This window comes from Leyella lascolaii, assembly GCF_900079775.1.
Taxonomy (GTDB): Bacteria; Bacteroidota; Bacteroidia; order Bacteroidales; family Bacteroidaceae; genus Prevotella; species Prevotella lascolaii.
In genome coordinates this window covers 1-24,991 of sequence record NZ_LT556042.1, presented here as the reverse complement: position 1 = coordinate 24,991, position 24,991 = coordinate 1, and the positions used below count along the sequence as shown (strand labels likewise).

At 44.2% G+C, this 24,991-nt stretch carries 16 protein-coding genes, 3 tRNA genes and 1 pseudogene; 9 read left to right on the top strand and 11 right to left on the bottom strand.

The window, feature by feature from the left end; genetic code table 11:
* Window positions 1-4 precede the first annotated feature (4 nt).
* The 3 genes from BN4609_RS09235 (at window position 5) to BN4609_RS09225 (ending at window position 1,777) form a co-directional block, all read left to right on the top strand.
* Window positions 5-961: a D-2-hydroxyacid dehydrogenase gene (locus tag BN4609_RS09235; protein WP_068856437.1), complete on the top strand. Its 957-nt coding sequence runs from the start codon at window positions 5-7 to the stop codon at window positions 959-961.
* Window positions 962-963: 2 nt separating this feature from the next.
* Window positions 964-1,593 (top strand): trimeric intracellular cation channel family protein, encoded by a 630-nt coding sequence (locus BN4609_RS09230; protein ID WP_068856436.1) that lies wholly within the window; start codon window positions 964-966, stop codon window positions 1,591-1,593.
* 110 nt (window positions 1,594-1,703) lie between these two features.
* Window positions 1,704-1,777, top strand: a tRNA-Arg gene (locus BN4609_RS09225).
* A gap of 707 nt (window positions 1,778-2,484) precedes the next feature.
* Here the strand turns inward: BN4609_RS09225 and BN4609_RS09215 are convergent.
* The 6 genes from BN4609_RS09215 to pyrB all read right to left on the bottom strand — a co-directional run bounded on the left by BN4609_RS09215 (window position 2,485) and on the right by pyrB (window position 7,993).
* A tRNA-Ser gene (locus tag BN4609_RS09215) sits at window positions 2,485-2,572 on the bottom strand.
* Window positions 2,573-3,353: 781 nt separating this feature from the next.
* On the bottom strand, window positions 3,354-4,676 hold the full coding sequence (locus BN4609_RS09205) for an alpha-L-fucosidase (RefSeq protein ID WP_021993097.1): 1,323 nt from the start codon (window positions 4,674-4,676) through the stop codon (window positions 3,354-3,356).
* 88 nt (window positions 4,677-4,764) lie between these two features.
* A tRNA-Cys gene (locus BN4609_RS09200) sits at window positions 4,765-4,836 on the bottom strand.
* Window positions 4,837-5,165: 329 nt separating this feature from the next.
* The gene (gene glyA / locus BN4609_RS09190) at window positions 5,166-6,446 is read right to left on the bottom strand and encodes a serine hydroxymethyltransferase (RefSeq protein WP_021993098.1); all 1,281 of its coding nucleotides are present in this window, start codon (window positions 6,444-6,446) and stop codon (window positions 5,166-5,168) included.
* Between the two features lie 105 nt (window positions 6,447-6,551).
* Complete coding sequence (gene pyrI / locus BN4609_RS09185; protein ID WP_021993099.1) at window positions 6,552-7,007, bottom strand: aspartate carbamoyltransferase regulatory subunit; 456 nt, start codon at window positions 7,005-7,007, stop codon at window positions 6,552-6,554.
* Window positions 7,008-7,048: 41 nt separating this feature from the next.
* A complete protein-coding gene (pyrB, locus tag BN4609_RS09180; RefSeq protein WP_068856432.1) occupies window positions 7,049-7,993 on the bottom strand; it encodes an aspartate carbamoyltransferase in 945 nt (314 codons plus the stop codon).
* A 651-nt stretch (window positions 7,994-8,644) separates the two neighbouring features.
* On the opposite strand from pyrB, the gene BN4609_RS09175 reads away from it, so the two are divergent.
* The 6 genes from BN4609_RS09175 to BN4609_RS09150 all read left to right on the top strand — a co-directional run bounded on the left by BN4609_RS09175 (window position 8,645) and on the right by BN4609_RS09150 (window position 18,564).
* Window positions 8,645-9,508 carry an AbaSI family restriction endonuclease gene (locus tag BN4609_RS09175; protein ID WP_068856431.1) on the top strand — a complete coding sequence of 288 codons (864 nt, stop codon included), beginning with the start codon at window positions 8,645-8,647 and terminating at the stop codon, window positions 9,506-9,508.
* Window positions 9,509-9,519: 11 nt separating this feature from the next.
* Window positions 9,520-9,762 carry a hypothetical protein gene (locus tag BN4609_RS09170; RefSeq protein WP_068856512.1) on the top strand — a complete coding sequence of 81 codons (243 nt, stop codon included), beginning with the start codon at window positions 9,520-9,522 and terminating at the stop codon, window positions 9,760-9,762.
* Window positions 9,763-9,824: 62 nt separating this feature from the next.
* Window positions 9,825-10,640: a hypothetical protein gene (locus BN4609_RS16765; RefSeq protein ID WP_206196549.1), complete on the top strand. Its 816-nt coding sequence runs from the start codon at window positions 9,825-9,827 to the stop codon at window positions 10,638-10,640.
* A 926-nt stretch (window positions 10,641-11,566) separates the two neighbouring features.
* Window positions 11,567-13,876: a transglycosylase domain-containing protein gene (locus tag BN4609_RS09160; protein ID WP_021993104.1), complete on the top strand. Its 2,310-nt coding sequence runs from the start codon at window positions 11,567-11,569 to the stop codon at window positions 13,874-13,876.
* A gap of 1,952 nt (window positions 13,877-15,828) precedes the next feature.
* Window positions 15,829-17,856 carry an XAC2610-related protein gene (locus BN4609_RS09155; protein WP_068856429.1) on the top strand — a complete coding sequence of 676 codons (2,028 nt, stop codon included), beginning with the start codon at window positions 15,829-15,831 and terminating at the stop codon, window positions 17,854-17,856.
* A gap of 18 nt (window positions 17,857-17,874) precedes the next feature.
* Window positions 17,875-18,564 (top strand): SIMPL domain-containing protein, encoded by a 690-nt coding sequence (locus BN4609_RS09150; protein ID WP_068856428.1) that lies wholly within the window; start codon window positions 17,875-17,877, stop codon window positions 18,562-18,564.
* A gap of 572 nt (window positions 18,565-19,136) precedes the next feature.
* Here the strand turns inward: BN4609_RS09150 and BN4609_RS09145 are convergent.
* The 5 genes and pseudogenes from BN4609_RS09145 to BN4609_RS15825 all read right to left on the bottom strand — a co-directional run bounded on the left by BN4609_RS09145 (window position 19,137) and on the right by BN4609_RS15825 (window position 24,351).
* The gene (locus tag BN4609_RS09145; protein ID WP_068856427.1) at window positions 19,137-19,664 is read right to left on the bottom strand and encodes a hypothetical protein; all 528 of its coding nucleotides are present in this window, start codon (window positions 19,662-19,664) and stop codon (window positions 19,137-19,139) included.
* 4 nt (window positions 19,665-19,668) lie between these two features.
* On the bottom strand, window positions 19,669-20,715 hold the full coding sequence (locus tag BN4609_RS09140; protein WP_068856426.1) for a Gfo/Idh/MocA family protein: 1,047 nt from the start codon (window positions 20,713-20,715) through the stop codon (window positions 19,669-19,671).
* Window positions 20,715-21,782, bottom strand: a complete 1,068-nt coding sequence (locus BN4609_RS09135; RefSeq protein ID WP_068856425.1) for a radical SAM/SPASM domain-containing protein — start codon at window positions 21,780-21,782, stop codon at window positions 20,715-20,717. The genes BN4609_RS09140 and BN4609_RS09135 overlap by 1 nt, the downstream gene beginning before the upstream one ends.
* Before the next feature lie 72 nt (window positions 21,783-21,854).
* A complete protein-coding gene (locus BN4609_RS09130) occupies window positions 21,855-23,531 on the bottom strand; it encodes a sigma-70 family RNA polymerase sigma factor (protein WP_068856424.1) in 1,677 nt (558 codons plus the stop codon).
* 119 nt (window positions 23,532-23,650) lie between these two features.
* A pseudogene (locus BN4609_RS15825) lies at window positions 23,651-24,351 on the bottom strand (IS5/IS1182 family transposase).
* Window positions 24,352-24,991: the final 640 nt, after the last annotated feature.

The window sequence follows — 24,991 nt, the reverse complement described above, 5'->3', positions numbered from 1 at the left end:
AAATATGAATATTGTTATATTGGATGGCCATTGTGCCAATCCCGGTGACCTGTCGTGGGAACCGCTTAGAGAATTCGGAGAACTTACTGTCTATCCGCGCACTTCCGCAAAAGACGTGGTCAGCCGCATTGCTGACGCAGATGCCGTGATGACTAACAAGACGGTGCTCAATTCCGCCGTTCTTTCGCAGCTTCCGCGCCTGAAGTATATCGGAGTGCTTGCCACAGGATTCAACACAGTTGACATAGAAGCCGCACGCAAACTCGGAATCACCGTCACCAATGTTCCGGCATACAGCACCGAGAGCGTGGCGCAGATGGTGTTCGCGCATATATTGAATATCACCAACCGTGTAGCCCATTACGCCGCGCAGAACCGTGCCGGACGCTGGAGCGAAGGCGAGGACTTCTGCTATGCCGACACACCGCTCACCGAACTGGCGGGAAAGACGCTGGGCATTGTCGGTCTCGGCAACATAGGTAGCAAGGTGGCACGCATAGCTATGGATTTCGGCATGGACGTATTCGCATTCACGAGCAAGCATCTGTCCGACCTGCCTGCAGGCATACAGAAGACCACAATGGACGGGCTCCTTGCCGCAAGCGACATTCTCACACTTCATTGTCCGCTGAACGATTCGACACGCAATCTCATCAACCGCGACAGCATCGCGCGTATGCGTCCCGGAGCGATTATCATCAACACCAGCCGTGGTCCGGTAGTAAACGAGCACGACGTGGCTGAGGCTCTCGAGAGCGGTCGGCTTGCCGCCTATGGGGCTGACGTCATGAGCAGCGAGCCGCCTTCAGCCGACAACCCGTTGCTCAGACAGCCCAACGCCTACATCACTCCCCACATCGCCTGGGCAACGCGTGAGGCGCGCACACGTCTTGTCAGAACTGCCATAGACAATCTGCGTGCCTTTGCCGGCGGCAATCCTGTAAACGTAGTCAACCTCTGACGATGGACGATCAGTTGATATACAGCACTCTTTTCAATGTCATAGAGTTTCTCGGCACGTTCGCGTTTGCCATATCCGGCATACGCCATGCAGCCGCCAAGCATTTCGACTGGTTCGGAGGATTCGTGTGTGGTGTGGCTGTCGCCATAGGCGGAGGCACCATACGCGACGTCATGCTCGGTGTCACTCCGTTCTGGATGACATCATCGGTCTATCTTGTGTGTACGGTCATGGCGCAGATGTTTGTGATAGTGTTCGCGCGCTATCTCAAGCGTCTCGACAACGCATGGTTCTTATTCGACACTCTCGGTCTGGCTCTTTTCACCATTGCCGGACTCCAGAAGACCATCGATTGCGGTCACCCGTTCTGGGTAGCCATAATAATGGGATGCATCACGGGGTCTGCCGGAGGCGTGATACGCGATGTGCTGCTCAACAATGTGCCGGTAATCTTTCAGAAAGAGATTTACGCCATGGCAAGTGTAGTGGGAGGGCTCGCCTATTGGGGCTTTGTTACAGCCGGGCTTAATGTAAGCATGGCAGTCGTATTGTCATTCCTGATAATATGTGCGATAAGGCTCCTTGCCGTGAAATATCACATATCCTTGCCCATATTGAAGGGGGAAGAGTAGGCGAAATATGCTTTTTCTGATGTTTTTTGAAGAAAAAACAAAAAAATAGCGGAAAAAGTTTGGCGGAAACAAAAAATATGCATACCTTTGCAACCGCAAACAAGAAACAAGGCTCCGTAGCTCAACTGAATAGAGCATCTGACTACGGATCAGAAGGTTACAGGTTTGAATCCTGTCGGAGTCACGAAGAAAGGCTGTTCCCAACAAAAAGGAGCAGCCTTTCTTCGTTTGCATACCCATGACTCTCGGGCTGCTTGTCCGGTTTGTAGAAATAGTGTGCGTCCGGTCTGACGGATTTGAGCACATGAATACGGACCATGATGATTCGGAAGCAGAACAGATTGATGGCTGCAACATCATGTGTTACGCTGAGTGGCTGAATTCCTTCAGGCGTTGTGGCTGGAGGCATAGGGCATACTTCTTAACCGGTATTAATCTGAATGATTCCGCATCCGTCAGCGTTCGTCGTGATATTATGGAATGTTTTATTTTTGTGTTGAAGCCTGATTGGTCTTTATACATCCAAGACGGCTTTTTCACTTGGTTCACGGCCCACAAAGCGAATTCCGCACTTCTGACGTCATCTTTTTCCCGGTCTTTATCCGATATATCCGGCTGCATGTGAGGTATAGCCGGAAACCAGACAACTTGACGGCAAGACGTAAAACGTATGAAGTCTGATGACAATTCGGGTCGGATGTTTCGTTGGAAGTATATGTATGGCTCTTTTCTGGCAATATGTTCAACCTTCGTAATGCCCAAGGATGAAGAACGGCATGACATTATTTGCAACCGCCTGTAGGATGGTTTGATGTGACGGAAAAACAAAAGCGGAAAGAAAAACAATTATGTCTTCTCCCCGCTCTCGTTACATAGTCATTCGTTTGTTTGCGGAAGATGAGGGATTCAAACCCCCGATACCAAAAAGCGGTATACCGGATTTCGAGTCCAGCGCATTCGATCACTCTGCCAATCTTCCTTTTTCGGGGGACAAAGTTAATAATAATATTTAGATTGTGCAAAATATTTTTCATGATTTGTTTTTCTGCTGCCTACATAACCGTCTGGAGAATCAGGAAGAAAAGGGTAGGGTGTATCCGTATGCATGACCGGCTCTTCATCCATCTTCCGCACAGTTGCCTTCATCTTGTCTTGCGCTTCCTCCCTGTGTCGACCGCCACATCTTCGATAAAGTCAGAAGCCAATCTGTCTGACACCAATGCGAAATACGTATGAAGACCGATGCCCTATTCAGTTTAGAATGCGCCTCACTCTCCGTTGTCTGCGGTTTTTGTATATATATGCACCTTATAGGTTGAAGGTGCATAATTATGCGGAGCATGCTTCGCGAGAGTGCCTTTTTTATGTCCATAAGATTCTCCGGCTGTAAATACGTTGTTTTTTTAGCGGTTATGCCAAGCCGTTGAGAGTCAGTGTGATGTGGAGTTTTGTGATTTGCCTGCGCCTTTCCTGTGCTGCCGGAAAGCCTTTTCCGTGGTGTCATATGGGCTTTTCCGCACCGTGGGAAAGCCTTTGTGGTGACACGGGAGAGCCCCTGTGAGATTGCGGAACGGTCTGTTCTGTAACTCGGCAGGGGCTCGGGCAATGTATTCTATTGTGATTTTCTTTCCTAAAAATCGCTTTTTTCCGTACATCGACATGTGTTTCCGTGTCAGCGTAATTCTCTTTTGCGATTTTCAGTTGTCATGTTTTTTTACTTCCTTGATTGCATGAATATTCATTTCCGGACAGAATGTGTGTCATCCGCGCTTCTGTTTTCTCAGGACAATCTCTACAATCGTGTCGACACCCTGAGGCGTGGCTGGCAGACTTATTAAGGCGGAGCCGTTGCCAGCTTTGCGTATTTTCAGTTTGCTGCCGTCGTCATACATTCTTGCCGACTTTATTTCTTTCGTGTCCAGCGGTATGGTGAGCGTCCGCTCTTCGAGATGGAGTATGTGCAGATAGAGCGTGTCTCCCTTCTGGGTGCTCACGCCCCATTGGCATGGCTTTATCAGTCCGCCGCGTGTGCCGAATATTGTTTCTCCGTATCGTTTTGTCCATTTGCCTATCTCCTTCAGCCGTTCCATCGCTTCGTCCGGCAGACATCCGTCCGGACGCGGACCTATGTTTAGCAGCAGGTTTGAGTTCATGCCAGCCGATTTCACGAGTCGTCTTATCAGTTCGTCGGCAGATTTGTACGACTTGTCCGTTATGCTGTAGCCCCATGTGCTGTTCATTGTCTGGCACGACTCCAGAGGCAATGCGTCGCTCACCTTCTGTCCGCCGGAGAATCCTGCGCTGTTCTCTCCCGGCAGGTCCTGCTCGAAGAGCTGGAAGTCCTCGCCCTCGTGCGGTGCGGAGTGATGGTTGTTGCCTATGAGGCATGCCGGTTGCAGCCTGTGTATGAGCGCGTATTGTTCGTCAAGCTGCCAGTCGAAGTTGTCCGCGTGGTCCCACATGCCGTCAAACCATATGGCTCCTATCTTTCCGTATCCGGTGAGTATTTCTGTCAGCTGTGTGTTCATGAAGTTGAAATATGAGTTCCAGTCGGGCTTGGCTTCCCGATGCGGCAGGTCTTTGCTGGTGCTGCCTGCCGGATAGTCGGGACGGAACCAGTCCATATGCGAATAATATATGTGCAGCTTCAGTCCCTGTCTCTCGCATTCGCCGGCAAGTTCCTTCAGTATGTCACGCCCGAAGGGAGTGGCGTCTACTATGTTGTAGCTGCTGGCGTCTGTGCCGAACATGGAGAATCCGTCGTGGTGGCGCGACGTTATAGTGACATATCCCGCTCCGGCGTCCTTGAACGCTTCCACCCATTCGCGGGCGTTGAAGCGCGACGGACAGAAACCTGCTGCCAGATGTGAATATTCGTTGCGGTCTATTCTCTTGGAATGCTGCACCCATTCACCGTCGGCAAGCATGGAGTAGATGCCCCAATGTATGAATATGCCGAACTTCATGTCCTGGAATTGTTTTCTTGCCTGTATGTTCTCAGGAGACGGGTGATAGGTCTGCGCCACGGCTCCGCACGCTCCGAGAAACAGTGCTGCCGTGAGTGAGGTGAATAGTTTTCTCATAATGGTTTAAGTTTTGTCGGTGTCAAGTTATGTATGTCTAAACAAAAAGAACTACAAATAATTTATCCAATTAATTGTAGTTCTTCTGAGGTGCCTGGCGGATTCGAACCGCCGTAGACGGTTTTGCAGACCGTTGACTAAGCCACTCATCCAAGGCACCGTTTTCAAATTCGATTGCAAAGGTATGATTTTTTATTCAATCAGACAAATTTTGAGCGTGTTTTTTCTGTTTTTGTTCTGTCATTCGGACATTTATTCTTGTTTTTCGAGCTGCATGCTTCGGCAATCGGGCATCCGGCACACGAGCTGTTGGCTTTGCTTGCGTTTCTGACTGTCCGTACAGCCCATCTTATTGCGATTGCCGCCGCAGCGGCTATTATTATGTATATTATTATTTCCTGTGTCATGGTTTTCTGTGGGGTGAAAAAACGGGAGAAACGCCGTTGTGCATGCTTTCCTCCCGTTTCTTTATTTTGTTTCTGTTGACGCTTAATAGGCGAAGAGAGGATAGTCTTTCATCTTCTCGTTCACTCTGTGGCGTACGCTTGCTATCACTTCCTCGTTCTCCGGGTCGTTGAGCACCTCCTCGATGAGGGCTGCTATCTCCACCATGAGGTCTTCCTTAGCGCCACGTGTCGTGATGGCGGGAGTGCCGAGGCGTATGCCGGATGTCTGGAATGCGCTGCGTGTGTCGAACGGCACCATGTTCTTGTTCACGGTGATGTCTGCCGCAACGAGCGCGTTCTCTGCCACCTTACCGGTGAGTTCGGGATATTTTGAGCGCAGGTCGACGAGCATGGAGTGGTTGTCTGTGCCTCCGCTGACTATTGTGAATCCGCGCTTCATGAGTTCCTCTGCCAGCACTTTCGCGTTTTTCTGCACCTGCTTCGCCCACTCCTTGAACTCAGGCTGCAGTGCCTCTCCGAAAGCCACCGCCTTTGCCGCGATGACGTGTTCGAGCGGTCCGCCCTGTGTTCCGGGGAATACGGCGGAGTTGAGCAGCTGGCTCATCATCTTCACCTGACCTTTCGGAGTTGTCAGTCCCCACGGATTCTCGAAGTCCTTTCCCATGAGTATGATGCCGCCGCGCGGTCCGCGAAGGGTCTTGTGTGTGGTTGATGTCACGATATGCGCGTATTTCACAGGGTTGTCAAGCAGTCCGGCTGCTATGAGTCCTGCCGGATGCGCCATGTCTATCATGAGCAGCGCGCCCACCTTGTCGGCTATTTCGCGCATGCGTCTGTAGTCCCACTCACGGCTGTATGCCGAGCCTCCTCCGATGATGAGTTTCGGTTTGTGCTCCATGGCGAGCTTTTCCATGTTGTCGTAGTCAACCCGTCCTGTCTCCTTGTCGAGGTCATAGCCCACTGCATGATACAGAATACCCGAGGTGTTGACCGCGGAGCCGTGTGAGAGGTGACCTCCGTGCGCGAGGTTCAGACCGAGGAATGTGTCGCCGGGCTTGAGTACTGCCAGCAGCACTGCTGCGTTGGCTTGCGCTCCAGAGTGTGGCTGCACGTTGGCATATTCGGCTCCGAAGAGTTTTTTCACTCTCTCTATGGCAAGTGTTTCTACTTCATCAACCACGCCGCATCCGCCGTAATATCTCTTTCCCGGATATCCTTCGGCATACTTGTTTGTGAGATATGAGCCCATGGCTTCCATTACCTCGTTGCTTACAAAGTTTTCTGATGCGATCAGCTCTATGCCTTTAAGCTGGCGTTGGTGTTCCTTTTCGATAAGATCAAAAATCTCCTGGTCTCTTTTCATTGCGGTTTCTGTATTTGTTTTATATGAATGTTTGCAGGCTGCGATAAGCCTTGTGCAAAGTTAATTCTTTTTTCTTTTTCGGGCAAACGGTGTGTGATAAAATAATCAGACCAGCTTTACCTCGCTTATGCTCTGTTCCTTGTCGCAGTAGTGGCATTTCAAAGTGCCGCGCTCTTTGTCTACAACGTTGAACACGGTTTCCATCGGTTCGTTGTTCGTTATGCATTTGGGATTGTTGCATTTCACTATGCCGCGCAGCTCGTCTGGTGTCTCCACCGTCTTTTTCTCCACCACCTCATAGTTGCGTATGATGTTGAGCACCACTTTGGGCGCCACCACTGAAAGCCGTGATATCTCCTCGTCGGTGAAGAACTTGTCCGATACCTTTATGATGCCTTTGCTTCCTATTTTCTTCGAAGGATAGTTGTATCCTATTGTCACCGGCGTGGTGAGGTTGCGCAGTCCGAGGATTGTTGCCACCTGATATGTCTTTTCTGCCGGTATGTGGTCTATAACGGTGCCGTTCTTTATGGCAGCCACCAGTCTTTCTTTCTTGTTCATGAGTCTGAGGATTGTGGTTCGTTGTCTGTCAGCTGTCCTGACTATTTAATGATAGTGTTGTCGTTCATCACATCCTCAAGGCTTATGTCGAGGACGTGGCTGAATATCGCTTCACGTGCGAAAAGTCCGTTGCCTGCCTGCTGTATGTAGTATGCGTGCGGATTGGTGTCTACATCGTATGCTATTTCGTTCACTCTCGGCAGCGGGTGGAGTATCTTCATGTTTTCCTTGGCGTGTCCCAGCATGGAGTTTTTCAGTATGTACACGTTCTTCACACGTTCATATTCCATCAGGTCGGAGAAACGCTCCTTCTGCACTCTTGTCATGTACAGTATGTCAGCATCGGATATTGTGTTTTCGTTGAATTCCGTATGTTCCTCAAACTTTATGCCGTGCTGTCTGCAATACAGTTTGTACTCATCAGGCATGGCGAGTTCTTTGGGAGCTATGAAATGGAAAGTGGGGTTGAAATGTCGCATGGCTGTTATGAGCGAGTGCACGGTCCTGCCGTATTTAAGGTCGCCTACGAGATATATGTTCAGGTTCTCGAGTGTGCCCTGGGTCTTATAGATGGAGTAGAGGTCGAGCAGACACTGCGAGGGATGCATGTGAGCTCCGTCGCCTGCATTGACAATAGGTACCGGAGAAATCTCGCTCGCGTATTGTGCCGCACCTTCTATGTAGTGGCGCATCACTATGACATCGGCATAATTGGACACCATGAGAATCGTGTCCTTTAGCGTTTCGCCTTTTGTGACACTCGATGCCTTCGCATCAGAAAATCCTATCACTTTGGCTCCGAGACGGTTGGCTGCTGTCTCAAAACTGAGCCTTGTACGTGTTGACGGTTCGAAGAACAGCGTTGCCACAATCTTTCCTTTGAGAAGCTCTCTGTTCGGATGCTTCTCGAATTCTTGTGCCATTCTTATCATGTACATGATTTTGTCCTTCGACAGGTCAGCGATTGTTACGAAATCGTGCTTCATATATAATATGGTTTTCTTATTGCTTTCGACCGCTAAGTTAAGCATATTTTTTCAAACAAAACGGCTTCGGACGTGATTAATGAATGTATCTGACGTAATTTTTTATACACCGGTTCATAGGGCGTTCATTTGCAATATATCATATAAAATGTATGTAGTAACGTTTTTTAACGTCAAAAATGCAAAAATCGTCGTATTCCGGGTATAATACATAAAGTACTTTTTTATGCGGTGTGTATAATATAAATGTGGAGAGTCTCTCTCCGATTTTCACGGCAGTCTGCGAATAGTCTTGAATTTCTTTGGTATGTTCGGGCTTTTTCCCTATTTTTGTAAGCGAGAACAAAAATATACGTTCAACTTTCAAAAAAGGAGGTCAGAAACAGACATAAGAATCTAAAAGACATATTGCAAGCGACTTGTAGACAAGTTATTTGGCTTTAGTAAATCTGGTAAATTGAAAATAGCCCCGAATAATAGGTCGAATGGTAGGTTTGTACCCTGCAATGGGCGCAGACTGCTTTTCCTTATTTGGGCTAAAGGTTTTACCAGAACCTACTAAAGCAGATGAGCGGAAAGTCAAGGCTGTGTCCTTTTTCTTTTGCTCCGTTTGCAGGATATAGTACAAACACCTATAAAAGCCTAAGTAATATGGATTTCAAGTTGGAATATATGGAACGTCTGTTTGCCAGGATAAGCAGGAAAAAGACGGAATCCTATGTCATAAGCCGGATATGGCATCAGTTGGACGACGACCGTGTGAAATTTGTCGTTCAACAATATATCAGAAGAACACAGGACAAGTATGCGCTTGCAGACTTGTACTTACCTCAGCTGAATGTTTTCATCGAAATAAATGAGCCTTACCACAAAGATGATAATGGCGTGCTGCGTGAAATAGATATAATCCGTAACGAAGAGATACTGGATGTCACCGGTTCGAAGCCTGTTGTGATAGACTGTGACTGTGATATCGACGGAGTCCACCGTCAGGTTGCGGAGGTTGTCGGTATGATAAGGCAACGCATTTCCGCGCTCGGCGATGATTTCATTCCGTGGAATGAAGCCGACACTCTCACTGTGGAGTATCACATAAAGAAAGGTTTTCTGAAGGTCGGAGACAACGAATGCCTGCGCACGACGGAAGACGTTGCGGCTGTATTCGGCACAAAACCCAAACACCGCGGATTCCTTCGCGCATCAGGCGCGGCGGTGCCTGACAGGAAGAAGGATATAATCTGGTGGCCAAACACGGAACACCGCCTTTGGTGTAACAGGCTTTCTGAGGACGGAATGTATATCTATGAGTATCCTAAGGCGGAGGACAAGCGTGCCGGACACCTTAATCATTGGCTCAACGCACCGGCAGAAAACCGCGTCACATTCTTACGCTATAAGGATGATTTGGGCTTCTGTTTCTATCGCTTCACAGGCGTGTTCTGTCTTGACAGGGAACAGTCTGTCAAAGAGAACAGATGTGTCTGGAAACGTATTTCCGATTATTATAAACTTTAATGATGCTTGTCATGAGTAAAGAATATTATAAGAAGCGTCTTATAGACCTTCGTGCTTCGATTGCAAAGGAGAGGGAAGCAAAGAAAAAAGACAACGCCTATTATGCTGATATGATAAAAAGGACATCTTCCATATCAAGCAAGGCAAGCTATCGTAAATCAAAGATAAGCCGGGCGGCTTCTCACGACAGACGTATAGAAAGCCTCAAAAGAGACATTGAGAATGTGAGAGCCACTCTCAGAAGAATCAAATAAACAATTTAAAACATATGGGAATAATAAACAATCTTATCAACACTTTAAAAGATAATTTTACAATGGCAGAATTCAACATTAACGGCCGTATGACGGTCAAAAGTCTAAGGAAACAGTTCAAGGATGCGTTCGGAGCTACTTTGCGTGTGTATAAAGGTGCGAAATTCGCGCCTGAGGATGCGACGCTTGCGTCTATACGAAGCGGAGAAAACGCAAAGGGAGGAGAGCTTGCATGCCGTGGAAACATGCAGGTAGGTAACTTTGAGACCAAAATGAAGGAAATGTTCGGAATAACGGTGAAGGTTGCTAACCCTGACAACACAAAGCTTGTGAGTGGCAGCATAACCATTGCTGCCGCCGGGCGCGAGGTCGTTGCGACAGATGACTGGAGCGGCGAACAGCTGCAATGCTATTTCTGGGACACATTGCAGGACTTGCTCATCGCTAAGGGTTATGACATCCAAAAGAAAGACTTTGCCCAAGACGTGGAGGATTACTATAAAAGTAACAGATACAAACGTTATGGTGTGACATTCAACATCTACCGTACCAAGAAGAGAAAGGATGTGACATTCACAATCTATGCGATAGAAAAATATTGCTTTGGCGTAAATTATGCAGGCGACATCGCGAAAGACAAAGTATTGGAAGATGCGATAGGCGGAGCCGGCACAGCTATCCGTGTTGCCGATAAGACATGGGCTGGATTTGGCGAACCGTCACCGCGACATGAACTGAACTTCAAGAAAATGAACTCGGAAGGGATTGGAAAACTGAAAAATCCGAACGCCAGAGTGGCATTCATGAACGGTGTCGTGAATGAAATAGACGCATTGATAAAGAGTCTGGTGGAAGCGTTCAAAAAGAAAGGTTTATGATATAGTATATGGGACTTGGTAATTGGGGATGCTTAGGCATAATCCTCTATCTGTGCCGGAACATACTTTATGTGTTGTTTTGGGCTGCTGTAGCTTTTGTATGTTACATGATATTGCAATGCATATGAAAATACGCGGGTTAAGCTTTTCTTGGAAAAGGGCGGTCGGAATTACTGCCGCAAAACAGAAAATAAGCAGGAAGACAGGATTGCCTACAACCAGACAGGGACTGGAAAGAAAAATAGGCAGGTTTGTACTGAACTCTATTTTGGGAAACAAAAAGAAATGAACATGACTTAAGACGTGGAGATGCAGGAAACGCATCTCCACGTTTTATGTAGTGTATCGGCAGCATATCATGAAGAACAGGATGTGTCGTGAGCATGAATGATTCCTGATTCGGATGCATTTGAATTGTTTTATAATAAGCCGCTGTGCATTTTCTGAACATCTTTTATAGAATATACACATATATAATATCAATCATCCGTTGTGACGTATATACACTTTGGTTTTTGCGTGCCGACTCTTGATAACTCTTCTGTAATATAGGCTCCGTTTTGTCTTGCGCATTTTCAGAATATGTCTTCCCACGTTTTTGATATATACATAACCCCCGTATTGCTGGCAACGGCTGTAGTAAGATTGAGGCTTAACGCCAGTTTATGGATTAAAATAAGAGTTTAACCTTAGGTCGCTCATGTCTTTGTTTATAAAAAACGAACAAAGCTGCGGAGCGGCAGCAAATCTTTGATTTTTGATTTGAAGGTTTTGCTTGTCATGCTAAAAAGTGTACCATCAAATTGTTATGAAGTATCGGGAGCGCGTTTCTTAGCCATGCTTCATACAGAAAGTAAAATATCATAATATTTGTTTTGCTTTTTATCCTAATTGCATTACCTTTGCCGAAAAATCGGTTTCCGCTCATGAGAAAAATCTTTATACATTTTCTTTGGGGATTATTAGTCTTGAGTTTTGTCACATGTGCCGCTGCCTTTACTGCCATATGGTTCGGGTGGATAGGTTATATGCCTCCGCTTGAAGACCTGCAGAACCCTATCAGTAGGTTCGCGACGCAGGTCTATTCGTCAGACGGGAAGGTGATAGGCACGTGGAACCTCAATCGCGAAAACCGTATATGCGTGTCTTACTCAAATCTGTCGCCCCATCTTGTACAGGCGCTTATAGCAACAGAGGACGAACGTTTTTATGATCACTCCGGAATAGACTTCATTGCGCTTGCCCGTGCGATGATAAAGAGAGGACTGCTCGGGCAGGAGAGTGCCGGAGGAGGCTCCACCATTACACAGCAACTTGCCAAACAACTTTACTCGGAGACTGCCGGAAGCACTGTCGAGAGACTTTTGCAGAAACCTATAGAGTGGGTGATTGCCGTCAAACTGGAGCGTTACTACACAAAGGAAGAGATAATAGCCCTTTATCTTAACTATTTTGATTTCCTGCACAACGCTGTGGGAATAAAGACCGCCTCCAACACCTATTTTAATAAAGAACCGAAGGATCTTACGGTGACAGAGGCGGCTACACTGGTGGGACTTTGCAAGAATCCTTCACTGTTCAACCCCGTGAGATATCCTGAACGCTGCCGCAGCCGCCGCAATGTGGTGCTCGCACAGATGAGGAAAGCCGGATTCATATCGACGGCAGACTATAACAGGTATTCTGACGAACCGCTGACTCTCGATTTCCACCGTACGGACCATAAGAACGGAACTGCTCCGTACTTCCGCGAATTCCTTAGAATGTACATGACTGCGCAATATCCTGAAAGGGAGAATTATCCCGAATGGAACGAGAGGCAGTTTGTGCTCGACTCAATAGCCTGGGCTAACGACCCATTGTATGGGTGGTGTAATAAGAATCTGAAGAAAGACGGCAAGCCATACAACCTGAATTCTGACGGTCTGAAAGTGTATACCACAGTTGATTCAAGAATGCAGCGTTATGCCGAGGAAGCCGTTTACGGACACGTGGCAAAGTTCCTTCAGCCGGAGTTCTTCAAGGAAAAGCGCAGAAAGCGCAATGCTCCCTTCTCTGATGCTCTTACTGCCAGACAGGTGGAGCAGATAATGGACAGATCGGTGAGACAAAGCGGACGATACATCGAAATGAAGGCTGCCGGAGCGTCGGAGGAGGAGATAAGAAAGGCATTCCGTACTCCGGTGGAAATGTCGGTGTTCACATACCATGGCGACATCGATACGGTGATGACGCCGCTCGACAGCATCAGATATGTGAAGTCGTTCCTTAGAGCCGGATTCATGAGCATGGATCCGAAGACGGGAGAGGTGAAGGCATACGTAGGAGGGCTCGACTATTCGCATTTTATGTATGATATGGTGATGAACGGACGCCGCCAGATAGGTTCTACAATAAAGCCTTTCCTATATTCTCTGGCAATGGAGAACGGATTCTCTCCTTGTGACAAAGTGCCCAATGTGCAGCAGACTTACATCGTGGCAGGCAAGCCGTGGACACCGAGAAACACAAGCCGCAAACGTTATGGTGAGCTTGTCACTTTGAAATGGGGACTGGCGCAGTCAAACAACTGGATTTCAGCTTACCTCATGAGCAAGCTCAATCCGCAGCAGTTCGTGAGCCTTTTGCGTGATTATGGAATCAACAACCCTGACGTCTATCCGTCAATGTCACTTTGTCTCGGACCGTGCGACGTGTCTGTGGCTGAGATGGTGAGCGGCTATACCGCGTTTGTCAATCACGGCATACGCACAGCTCCGCTCTTTGTTACAAGAATAGAGGATAATGAAGGAAACGTCATTGCGAACTTCCGGCCTCATATGAACGAGGTCATCAGTGAGGAGAGCGCCAACAAGATGCTTGTGCTTCTGAAAGGTGTCGTTGACGGAGGAACGGCAGGACGGCTGAGATTCAGATATAACATTCCCGGAGAGATAGGTGGAAAGACAGGTACAACAAACCGTAATTCGGACGCATGGTTTGTAGGTTTCACACCGCAGCTTGTGAGCGGATGCTGGGTAGGGGGTGAAGACCGTGACATTCATTTTGACTCCATGAGGATGGGGCAGGGCGCGACAATGGCATTGCCCATATGGGCGTATTTCATGAAAAAGGTGTATGCGGATAAAACGCTTGGCTATGACCCCTCTGTCAAGTTTGATATGCCTGCCGATTATGACCCTTGCGCGTCTTCGGAAGAGGAAACAGACCTCGGAGTGGATGAGATATATGAGTGAATGTGACTGACGTCATATTCCTCATTCGCCGGCATACTGTTGCTTTCAGACAACAGGTCAGGGCAATGCCGGTGAACACCCAGGCAGGTGTTTATATCTGACTTGGTATTCATGCAACTCTTTTTTTTATAAGGCAGGCTGCGTCCGGCAATTGGAAAGCAGGCTTTCATAGCCCTTACCGGTATTGCTTAATACATGAAACAACACGCTATTATGTGTGTGTAATCCAAAGTAGAGATGCAAAATCTTGTGTCTCACAAGCAATGATGCGTATAAACAGAGGTGAGGATATGCCTGTCGTTGCTTTGCTTATTGCTCGTGAAACGCAAGATTTTGTGTCTTTCCATGGCTGGTGTCATCATTGTTTTAATGTAAAACAGGCGAGATTGGCAATTATAATGTTCTCGTGTCATTTTGAGGATTATACTCCTGCATGTTTATTACATTTGTGTCTGAAGGTATGCCTTTGCTTAGAGCCGAAGGCGAGCCGCGCAGTGCCGGTGCGGCGCGTGAGGCATCATTCCGGTATAAACCCATTTGCCAATATGACTGTCCGTGTCTGAACGCAGGCTGCCATGCCGTCACACAACCGTAAAACGGCAGACCGCAGACCTGCTGATATATCTATGATACATTTTTGACGTCAGGACTTAAAACTCACACTCATAATTATGTGATATGGTAGAGAAGAAACGAAAATTATTACAACGTGAAGTCGCTGAGATTTGCGTGGAGGCTTGCAGAAGCCGGTTCGTCTCAATATACACAGTTTTTGACGTGTCAGCATAATACATTGATTATCAGCCATTTTAAATAAAATGTAATCGCAAGAAGCTTGTTCGTGTGTGTGAAACAGGCTTTCATGTAGTGCGGAAAAGGCTCTTCGGGCATGCTGGAGATGCCGTCTTGTATTATGAAACGGGCTTTTCCGCAACGCAAGGAGTGTGAGTGAATAAACAGAATCAGATGAGAATCGGGCATTGAAGAGCTATTAACGGGTATTTAACGGTCGTGTCTGCGGAGTAGAATGTGGACTATACCGCAAAATGCAAAACGGAAAACACTCGGAAGATTGCCGTTTCCTTAACGTGCCATTTCTGTTTCCGGAAACAAAAATGTAAAAATTTTTTACTCACATCTATGCGCGTGTGTCCGTCCCTTATTATTATTTATACAGGCGTGTCGTCAGGATCTAACATGTCGTATGAGCCAGAGCCGGAAAGATATGAGTGGAAAACGGTATCAGGCAAGAGGCTGACGTTAAGTCTCATCCGTATCATGCGCTGCTTTCAGGCAGATTGTTATTACGTCATTGTCAGATATGTCGCGGACTGCATAGTGCAAAAAAGTGAAAAGCGATGACGGCAGCAGTGCGTACTATGGAAGCATAGTCTGTGCTGAATTGTGAAAGTGGTTCCGGCGGTCAGTTGGTCGGTTTGGGCTGAACATCAGGTGATATATCTTTGTCATTATATTGTATGCCGTTCAGGAGCTGCATACTATATGATGACAATTAATTCAGAACATCTACTTAATAATAATGTGTAGGCAATAAGGGTTAATTTTTATTAAACTAAACGGGATGGGAGATGTCTGATAATTGATTGTGTCGTTCTTTTCCCGTATCTTTGTATATAAGATACACTGCACTCGGGAAAGTAAGAACAAGTCCTCTTTCCACTCGCCTTGCGTTATCTTTGTATAAGATAAGCCTCGGCTCGGCAGTATCAAGTCCGGTAAAACTCCGTTTTCCCGCCTTGCTGTTGCTCTCGCCTTGCATTATCTTTGAGCGTTATTAAGATTGATAGGTGATGATAAAGTTTCTGTATATATTGCTTTCGTGTGTTGTTATTGGCGGACTTTCTGCCACAAGTAGCAACAGTACATATAGGTCTGCGTTGTTGGAAAACAGGGTATGGAAAGTGCAATTACCGCATAACAAGCAATGTGTTATGGAAATGGAGTATCGCAATTACGGACGTAGAAGTGTGTTGTCATATGACAGGAAAAGAACGGATCCTTTTTATTCTTATTCTTTATGTAAGGATACTGTCAAAGTATCTGAATCGGGGAAAAAACTCGTTATCCGGGATTTGACTGACAGCACATTGGCTTTACAATTTTTGCCCGATACGTTGACTGTTGGGATTTGTCCTGTCAGATGTGTGACTGATAACAGCTTACAAGAACAACGTGAGAATGAAAACCGTATGGACAGCACTTGGCGGGCGGATAGCAGTTGGAACTTTGGCACTTTGGATATTTCTGGAAAACCAATCAAAGACTTGTCTTCCATTGAGCAGCCCAGATGGGCGAAGTGGGATTACGACTTGGAAAAGTATTTCACTTCCCAAATGGTATATCCCGAACACCTGTTGGAGAATGATCAAGCCGGCTATTCCGTTGTCATTTTCTCTATCGACACATTAGGGCTACCGCACGGCATCAATATATTGTCATCCAAACATAAAGACTTCGACGAGGAAGTTGTACGATTGACCAAAGCATTACCGCATTGCCTGCCGTGCAGAGACAAGGACGGCAAACGAATGGAATGTTTATATACGGTATACGTTCCTTTCCTGCCTCAACATTATAGAGACCGGGTGAAGGCGGACAGCATCGCGGAAGAGAGAGAAAAACATATGTTCATAGATATGGAGTCCGGTCCGGTGTTTCAATACGGGAGACCAAGAGCCGCACAAGACTATATCACCCGACGCTTGAAGTATGACCCGACGTTATTGGGAGACAAACAGCAGGTGAAAGGAGTTTATTCCATGCGGATTGACTCGTATGGAGAAGTGTGCGGACCAAAAGTATTGCGAAGTTGCGGCATGGAAGACTGGGACAAACAAGTACTGGAGATAATTAGAAAGATGCCACGCTGGACTCCTGCCATAATTTTTTTCGGGAAAGGAAAATATGTTGAATCTGAATTTGCTATAACAATATCTTTTAAGAGGAACAGAAAGTTGATTGCCCATACAACAGAAAAACATATTGAGGCAGGTGTCCATGTATGCTACTTGAATGAACGTGGTGATACCATTGTACCATACGGTAAGTATAAATTCTGCCAAACAGATACTATACGGCACATCGGTTTTGTGTGTGAGAACAAGAAGGACGCACGGGTTGTTTGCATAGACAATCAAGGCAAAGAATTGTTTTATGTGTTCAAATGCGATAACGGTCCCGACCATATCCGTGAAGGGCTTTTCCGCATCATGAATGATAACGGGTTGATAGGGTTCGCCGATTCATTGGGCAATGTGGTCATTAAGCCTCAATTCAAGTTTGCCACACCGTTTGAAAACGGGAAAGCTCAAACGACAACAAGCGGAAAAGCGCATGATGACGGAGAACATTCTTTTTGGACATCTGACGAATGGCAACTTGTTAGTTATAATGGAACTAAAATGATGAAATATACGGCTGTCAGGAACGGTACGGACTTGAAAGGATTGCGAATCGCCCTATTTGACAAGCAGGGAAAAATAGCTCAAGAAATTTCTTATTCCTATCCTTCTGACATTGAGTTTGCCGATAATCTCAATATTGGGGTTAATTTACAAGATGTCAATTTTGACGGTAAGGACGATATTCTTGTCAACCTTGGTCAGTATGGCAATCAGATGATACAGTATTATGATTGCCTTGTATGGGATGAAACAAAGAATCTATATCGTAGAGATGAAAGCTTTAAGCAGATAGAAAACCCACAAATAAACAAGGAGAAACAATGCATATTCTCTTCATCACGCATTTCGGCAGCATCTTACAGCTACAAGCGTTTTGAGTTTATTGGCGGACATTTTGTTGAAACAGCGACTTTAACCCAGACTTTCAGGGCTTCTAAACAACCGTTTTTATTCACGGAAAAGCAAAATGTAAAAAGCAAAGGCTTGGTAACATTGCACAAAGATGTTTCAGTAGACAAAATAAACCGTGATTGGTTATCAATTATAATGAAGTGACACCAAAAACAAGAAACAATGAGAATAAAAGTATTGCTGTTTGCTATTAGCTTGTTGGCAACTCTTTCGCTACAAGCGCAAACCAACGAGCGTTACATCGAGGTGACGGGCACATCGGAAATAGAGATAGTACCCGACAAAATCCATTATCTGATTGAAATCCGTGAATACTTCAAGGAAGAGTTTGACGGTAAGTCGAAGCCCGAAGAATACCGCACCAAAGTGCCTTTATCAGAAATAGAGCAGGGATTGAGAGGAGTTCTTGCCGAGGCAGGAATTCCGCAAAATGCCATCCGGACGCAGGAAATCGGTGACTATTGGCGGCAGCAGGGGCAGGACTTTTTGCTCTCCAAGAAATTCGACATTACCTTGACCGACTTCAATCAGATAAATGAAATCGTAAAGCGTATTGAGACCAAAGGCATCCACACCATGCGTATCGGTGAATTGGAGAACAATGATATGCTTGCCTATCACCAAAAGGGGAAGGTTGAAGCGTTGAAAGCCGCCCGACGGAAAGCAACCTATTTAGTGGAGGCATTGGGCAAAAGATTGGGTGAGGTGATCCGCATTGTGGAAAAGGACAGCGGCAATGTATTTCCTTTCGTGCAAAGCAATGTCCTGTCGTCCGACGCTGCCTCATTCGATAACTTCCGCACCATTAAGAAGAACTACTCCATGCTGGTACGTTTTGAAATTATTGATTAAACCCAAATCGCATTAGAACGCCGATTGTACATTTGAGGTTTGTTGTCAGCTCTTCATCCTTTTTCAGTACTGCTGGCGTCATCTTGTATTCCGCTTTTTCCAGATGTAGCCCGCTACATCCTTGCATTCGCACGCCTTTTCTTGCCATGGCATAGCTCAAGCATGCTTGACTCCGCTCATCTGGCTTATCGAAAGCGTTCGATAAAGCTGAATACAATCTGGCTGAAAGCATCACGAAATAAGAATGGAAGTCTAATGCGATTCGGGATAATTGGATTTACTCTATTTTTGGCAACAACATTATATCAAGAAATAATGTAACTATGGATAATAGATTTATTGCCCAATTGAGGGCCGAAGCAAAAGAATGCACCAGTTCATTGCGTTAAGACGAGCAAAGGCAAATTCTTTATGAAAGGATGCATTGGAGAAATGTTTTGAAGCCACTGGTGACAACGGCAAGGAAACAATTATGTTGGGCAGACACATTGCTGCCCAACGAATTGTGATTGGCTCTATTCACTTACCCAATAAATATGAGTTGTCTAAATAGGATGGAAAGATTGTAGAAATCACTGATGGTATGACACGTCAAAATCAAAAGTTGTGTTAGGGCTAAAAAATACCGTGCCATAGTAAGCAGGAGACGCCGTATCATATTTACCATAGTAATTTGCAAAATATATCTTCATATGATATTTATTGAATGTGAGGTTGGAAAGTTTGAAACCTACATCATATCTACAATAACAATCTGCTTCTAATGTGGGATCTTCCTTAAATGGAGCAATTACTATCTTTATCTCATCATCCTGCGAGCTAACCTGAGCGAGGATTTTATCAGTGTTGCAGTCATATTCCAAGTCTGTTACATGGAAAGTTGCCACACCTTTATTATCTACAGTTATTGTAATCTTGGGAGTTTTCTCCTTTTCTTCTGTATAAAACTCAGGTCGGCTTTCTTTTGCCGAATACGAAGTCTTACAACCTGTATTTGACAAGTCGCTTAACTTTACTGAATCCAACACACTTTGCTCTGAAGAACAAGAAGTCAATGCGGCTAATCCCAGCATGACAAATCCATAAAACTTTTCTTTCATAACTCTATTTTTTTGTAAATGAATTTATCGAATCAATTAGGGAATATGTGCTTACACACGTATGCAAGGAATGTGGGACGGAATGTTCTGTTCCTTCAACCGCATCCACAAAACGCTTTATAGCACTATAATATCCTTGTGTGAAAACTTGGTTATTTTGTGATATTGGTATGAAATTATTTCTTCCAAACAGTTCCACAGTTACCTTTTTATGTTTAAAAACCTTTTCCAAAGGTACTCCACAAAAACTATATGGCTTTTGTTGAAAGATAAGACTATCCATATTTTCTAATGTATAAATGCCTCTATTTGTGTTTATGGTCATGCATTCTTGCGCATCAGTCCATGTGTAACCTGTAGAAAGCTCCAAGATGCCAGTGACATTCGTGTGTTTGAGCATCAACATCAATGTGTGTCCGCCGATGTTTTCTGCATACCTAACCTCTGCATTTCCAAATAGATAGACCACAACATCCAATGGATGTATGAAAAGGTTGATCAGTGAATCTCCCTCGGGGTAAGCACCGGTGAGATATTTCAAGTTGTATGTCATAGTACCCTTACATTTTGACAACTCCCTTTTTAATGATTGAACGGCTGGTGTACAACGTTTTTGTAGATCCACAACTGCCAATACATCTTTTTGTTTTTGCAATTCCACCAAACGCATCAGCTCTTCAGTATTTTGGCATGGAGGCTTTTCTATGAACAAAGCCTTATTGTATTCTATCACTTTTGAGGCGATAGAGAAATGTGTATTTGGCGAAGCTGACACGAATACTCCTTTTATTTCTGCGTCTTCCAAAATCTTGTCCAATGAAGTGGTGGCATGTATATGAGGAAAGGCTGTCTCTATCAAACTCAGTTTGTTTGTCGATTTGCAGCAGATATATTTCAATGGTACATGCAGATAATCAAGTACGGGGTAGAGGTTGTTCATACTATGGCTTCCTATACCCACAAAGGCATATTTACCCTTGTATGTTTGGTGTAACATCCTGAAGTTCCGTATTTGTTTGTAGTACTCTATAATATTTTTGATATATTCCATTATTTACAGATTCTTTTGGAAAATCTTCGGTATGTCTCTTTACTGTTGTCAGTCCATTGGTAAGATCCATATAAGAGTCCGATAATATTTTTAGGCAGAAATCTTTCGAGGTTTTGTAGCAGGATAATATCATACTTACGATGAAAGTTTATCCAACAGCCATTGCACTCTTTGGAGTATCTGCATTGCGTTTTTACAGTTTCTTGCGAATTGAATATCTCATCCAAAGAATGCTCGTGGATATTACCAAGCATTACATCCAAATTTTGGCATAATGGCACATCACCATTGGAGTGAATCACCAATTCGCTGAAGATGCTTTGGCAAGGCAAGTGAAGGTGACCATTTTGCCACTCACCGTATAAAGCCACGAAGTCAAAATTCTCTTCCGTCTCATGTATGTTTTGTGGAATGTTTTGGATGAAATTTTTCAAGTCTGCTGCAATGAGGTCTGCTGTGGTATCAAAGAAAACCATCGTTCCATAGATACCTATGCGCACGTCGACATTGTATTTCATAGCAACGCCAATCACATAATCCATGTCTTTGAAAGTGTTCCATGGGGAGAGACAGAACATCAAAGAAACAGGAATCTCGTCTTTCAAGGTTTCAACCACCTCTATAACCTTGTCGTGACCATTGCATCCTCTCATTGTTTTGTATGTATCTTTGTCACCATCCAGCGACACGTACAGATGGGCAGGATGGTACAGTCGGACTGCCTCTATGACTTTGTGAGGAGCGAGACAGTTGGACAGCAGTGTATAGTTAGGATGGTTGTTCATAAACCACTCCATGATGTCTTTAGCTTCGGGATGAAGAAGAAACTCTCCACCCTCCAAACCTATAACTGTATTTTTTGTGATACACTTACTATTCATTATTTTTCTTATTTCCTCCAAGGACAGATGCACTTCTGGCTTTTGCCATATAGAGCAATGCTTGCAACGTGACTGGCACTTGGTGGTAGTGTATATCATTAGGGTGCTAAGTCGCTTGTGATGTGTTCGAAGGATATTGTTGAGATATAACACCCCATTGTGTAAATAGTCGCTTGTTTTGTACATATTGATTATGAAACTTTTGTGCTTCTATAGATAAGAGACCACAAAAGTCTAAAAGACTGCACGACCACATCACTACCAGGTGAATCTGATGCCGAAAGGAATGGTAAATGTAAGTGGATGTTCCGTCCATGTGGTATGGACAGAGCTACCATTTGGTATATACCAATTCAGAGATGGTTCTATGTAGACTCCCCAATTCGGTGCAAACTGATATTGCATACCAATGCTTGTACCCACACTCCATTGGAACGGAGGAGTCAAATTCCAGCCATCTTTGTATGGCACTTGTTGTCCTGTCATATATCGTTCGTTCATCTTCCCATATACAGGAATGTTCAATACTCCACCCATAGAAAGGTAAGCTGACCATTTTTTGACATTAAACCATTGATATGATATGCGAAGTGGTATTCCCAAATAATGCAGTTTCTGCTTCTTTTGTATATAATATTCGCCTTCTCCCAAAGTATAGTCAGACCTCAGAAGAGAATATTGCAGACCTGTTTCCAAATACCATTTGTTACCAATTCTCTTTGTCAGTGACAGACCGATTGTCATAGGCTTGTAATGATATTCATGTTCCATGATTTTGCCATTGTTGTTTTTAGCGATTTCCATGAGTGCTTCTTCTTCCTTTGACATATTGTCATGCACGTTTTCTTGTAAATACTGATAATATTCTTCCCAAGTGGAAAATATTTCTGGAACAGGAGGTTGAGGACCGTCAATATCTCCGCCGGCATTACCTGTAAATATTTTGTATGCATTCTGGACCAACGTAGACCCCAAAGAACCTGCTGCAAGCAACTGCCACTCATTCTTCTTCGCAGGGTCAGAATCTTTCGCTATATATTGCTTGTTGTTTTCATGCCATATATTCCTTATTGTATCAATTGTGATACTGTCATCTTCAATGATAACAATATTGCTGTTTTCTAAAGTCTTTTTTATATTAAGCGTATCAATTGCTGATATGGAATCATTTCTCGTTTGGGCAATATTCTGATTGATTTCGTTCTTTTTTTCTGCTGCCAGCATCATTTCACTTTTCTTGTGAGACTGAGGTTCTTCTTTCTGCCTTTTCCCATTTTTAATTTGGACATCATTCTCGTTCTCAACCTGTGATGTATTAACAGATTTGTATTCTGTCTTGTCCTTTTTCCATAAAAGACGAAACATTGGCATACAGACAAGGATTATTGCTATGAAAGTCATCATTCGTTTGTTGATTATCTTTCTCAGCATCTCTTTGGCTCTTGTTAGTTGCGAAGATGAACTATGAGATTCTATACCCAATTTTGCTGCAATCTCTTTATGGGAATATCCTTCAATCTCAGCCATCTGAAAAATTCTTCTATAGCCTTTGGGGAGTTGATTGATTATTTCCAGAATTTCTCTTTCATCCAATATGTTTTCTGGTGTTATGCCACCCTCTATTTCCAATTCTTCACCGGTAAATGAAGAGAATGGGACAGTTCCTGTTTTTTTCTTGTACTTTTGATATTTTAAAGCCTCATTCCTTGCTATAGTACAAATCCACTCTCCAAATTTTGAAGCGTCTCTGAGTTGATGAAGTGAATAAAAAGCACGGATAAACGCTACTTGGACGAGATCATTCAATGTGTCCTCATCCTCTTTGGTGATATTGAAACATACTTTTCTTACCATTGGCGAGTATGTTTCAATAAGTATTTTTAGAGCCTCTGTGTCTTCTGCTTTTATTCGCTTTATTATCTCTTCTATATCCATGTTAGGGGTCAAGCATGTTCACCATCTTTTTATAAGATATTCAAATGTGAGAAATGACTGCATGAAACATTGTTAATGTATGTAAAATATCAGATGGAATTTAGAAAGACATTAAAATACTACTCTTTAAATAAAGAAATGATTTGAACTTTTTGTTTTCGTGAATTATTCTTTAATAACAAGATGGCAAATGCCAAATGATTCCATGAAGTACAGATAGAAAGGGTAGTGTCAAATGTGGGCAGTATCGTTCTGAAACAGCCTATCCGGACGTTGGTTCGTTCAATGGAATATCTTTCAGCGTATAGTTCGTCATCCACAAAATGACATCGGGATTTATCTGCGTTTGTTGATACAAATATTTGCAACAATATAATTCTTCAACAGGATATTTCGCAGGATGTCGCAATCAAATACTGCGTCGGCATTGAGGAAAAGGTCGTCTGCCTGGATATGGGTTTAAACATGTCACCGATGACCTTTTTAATGTCATTTTCTCATCTTCACGAAGTTCGGTCGTGTGGCTCCCGTCCAAATAGACACTGGGCGTGTCTGATTCATTACGGTACTTGTAAAACAACCGGGGGCATAATGATTTCCTTTTTACAAACTTGCTCCATTTTTTGTAATGCTGGTACACGGCACTATGGCTCAGAACTTTCCCGTTGAACAAGGCTCTTACAGGAATGTCCATTGTCAATCTATCTTTAGCTTGTACAGATGGCATTCTCTACTTCTATGATGCAATTTTGAGTAGCATGCTCACGTTTTGTCTTGGAAAGATAATGCAATATCGTATTTTTTCGAGCACAGTGTACATGGAGCTTTCACTATATATGAGTTTGGTTACCCATGATATAATAAGTTACTCAAGTTTCGCAAGTGAATAGAATTTCACTTAAGAAACTTGAGTAATTTAGGACAGCTATTTATCCGTTAGGTTGTTTATATTAATATTCTGCAATAAGGATGTTTGCTGTCAGCTAATCCCTGTACTGTTGGAGTAGTATATTATAATATAATAAGGTGTATGAAGTATATTAATCCGTCTTCTTGTGTAAACTAATGTTAAATTCGTGACTTTGTGTGAGTTTTTTGCTGAAAACATTTGGAAGGTATTGAAATTTGTACTACTTTTGCATCCGCTTTCGGTTAGTAAAAACGACCTTAAGTAATGAAAGAAAGAGTTCTTTGAACAATTTACATAAAGACAGAGAAAGTAGTACAAGAAGCGATTTCAATAATATTGAGATTATGGGTTAACAGATCCGTTGATTAAGTTTATTGAACTTTAAATCGTTATGGATGAGAATTCTGAACAGAGACAAATTCGTATTAATCTTACGGTTAATATAAAAGATATTATACAATGTAGAGTTTGATCCTGGCTCAGGATGAACGCTAGCTACAGGCTTAACACATGCAAGTCGTGGGGCAGCATGGGAGATGCTTGCATTTCC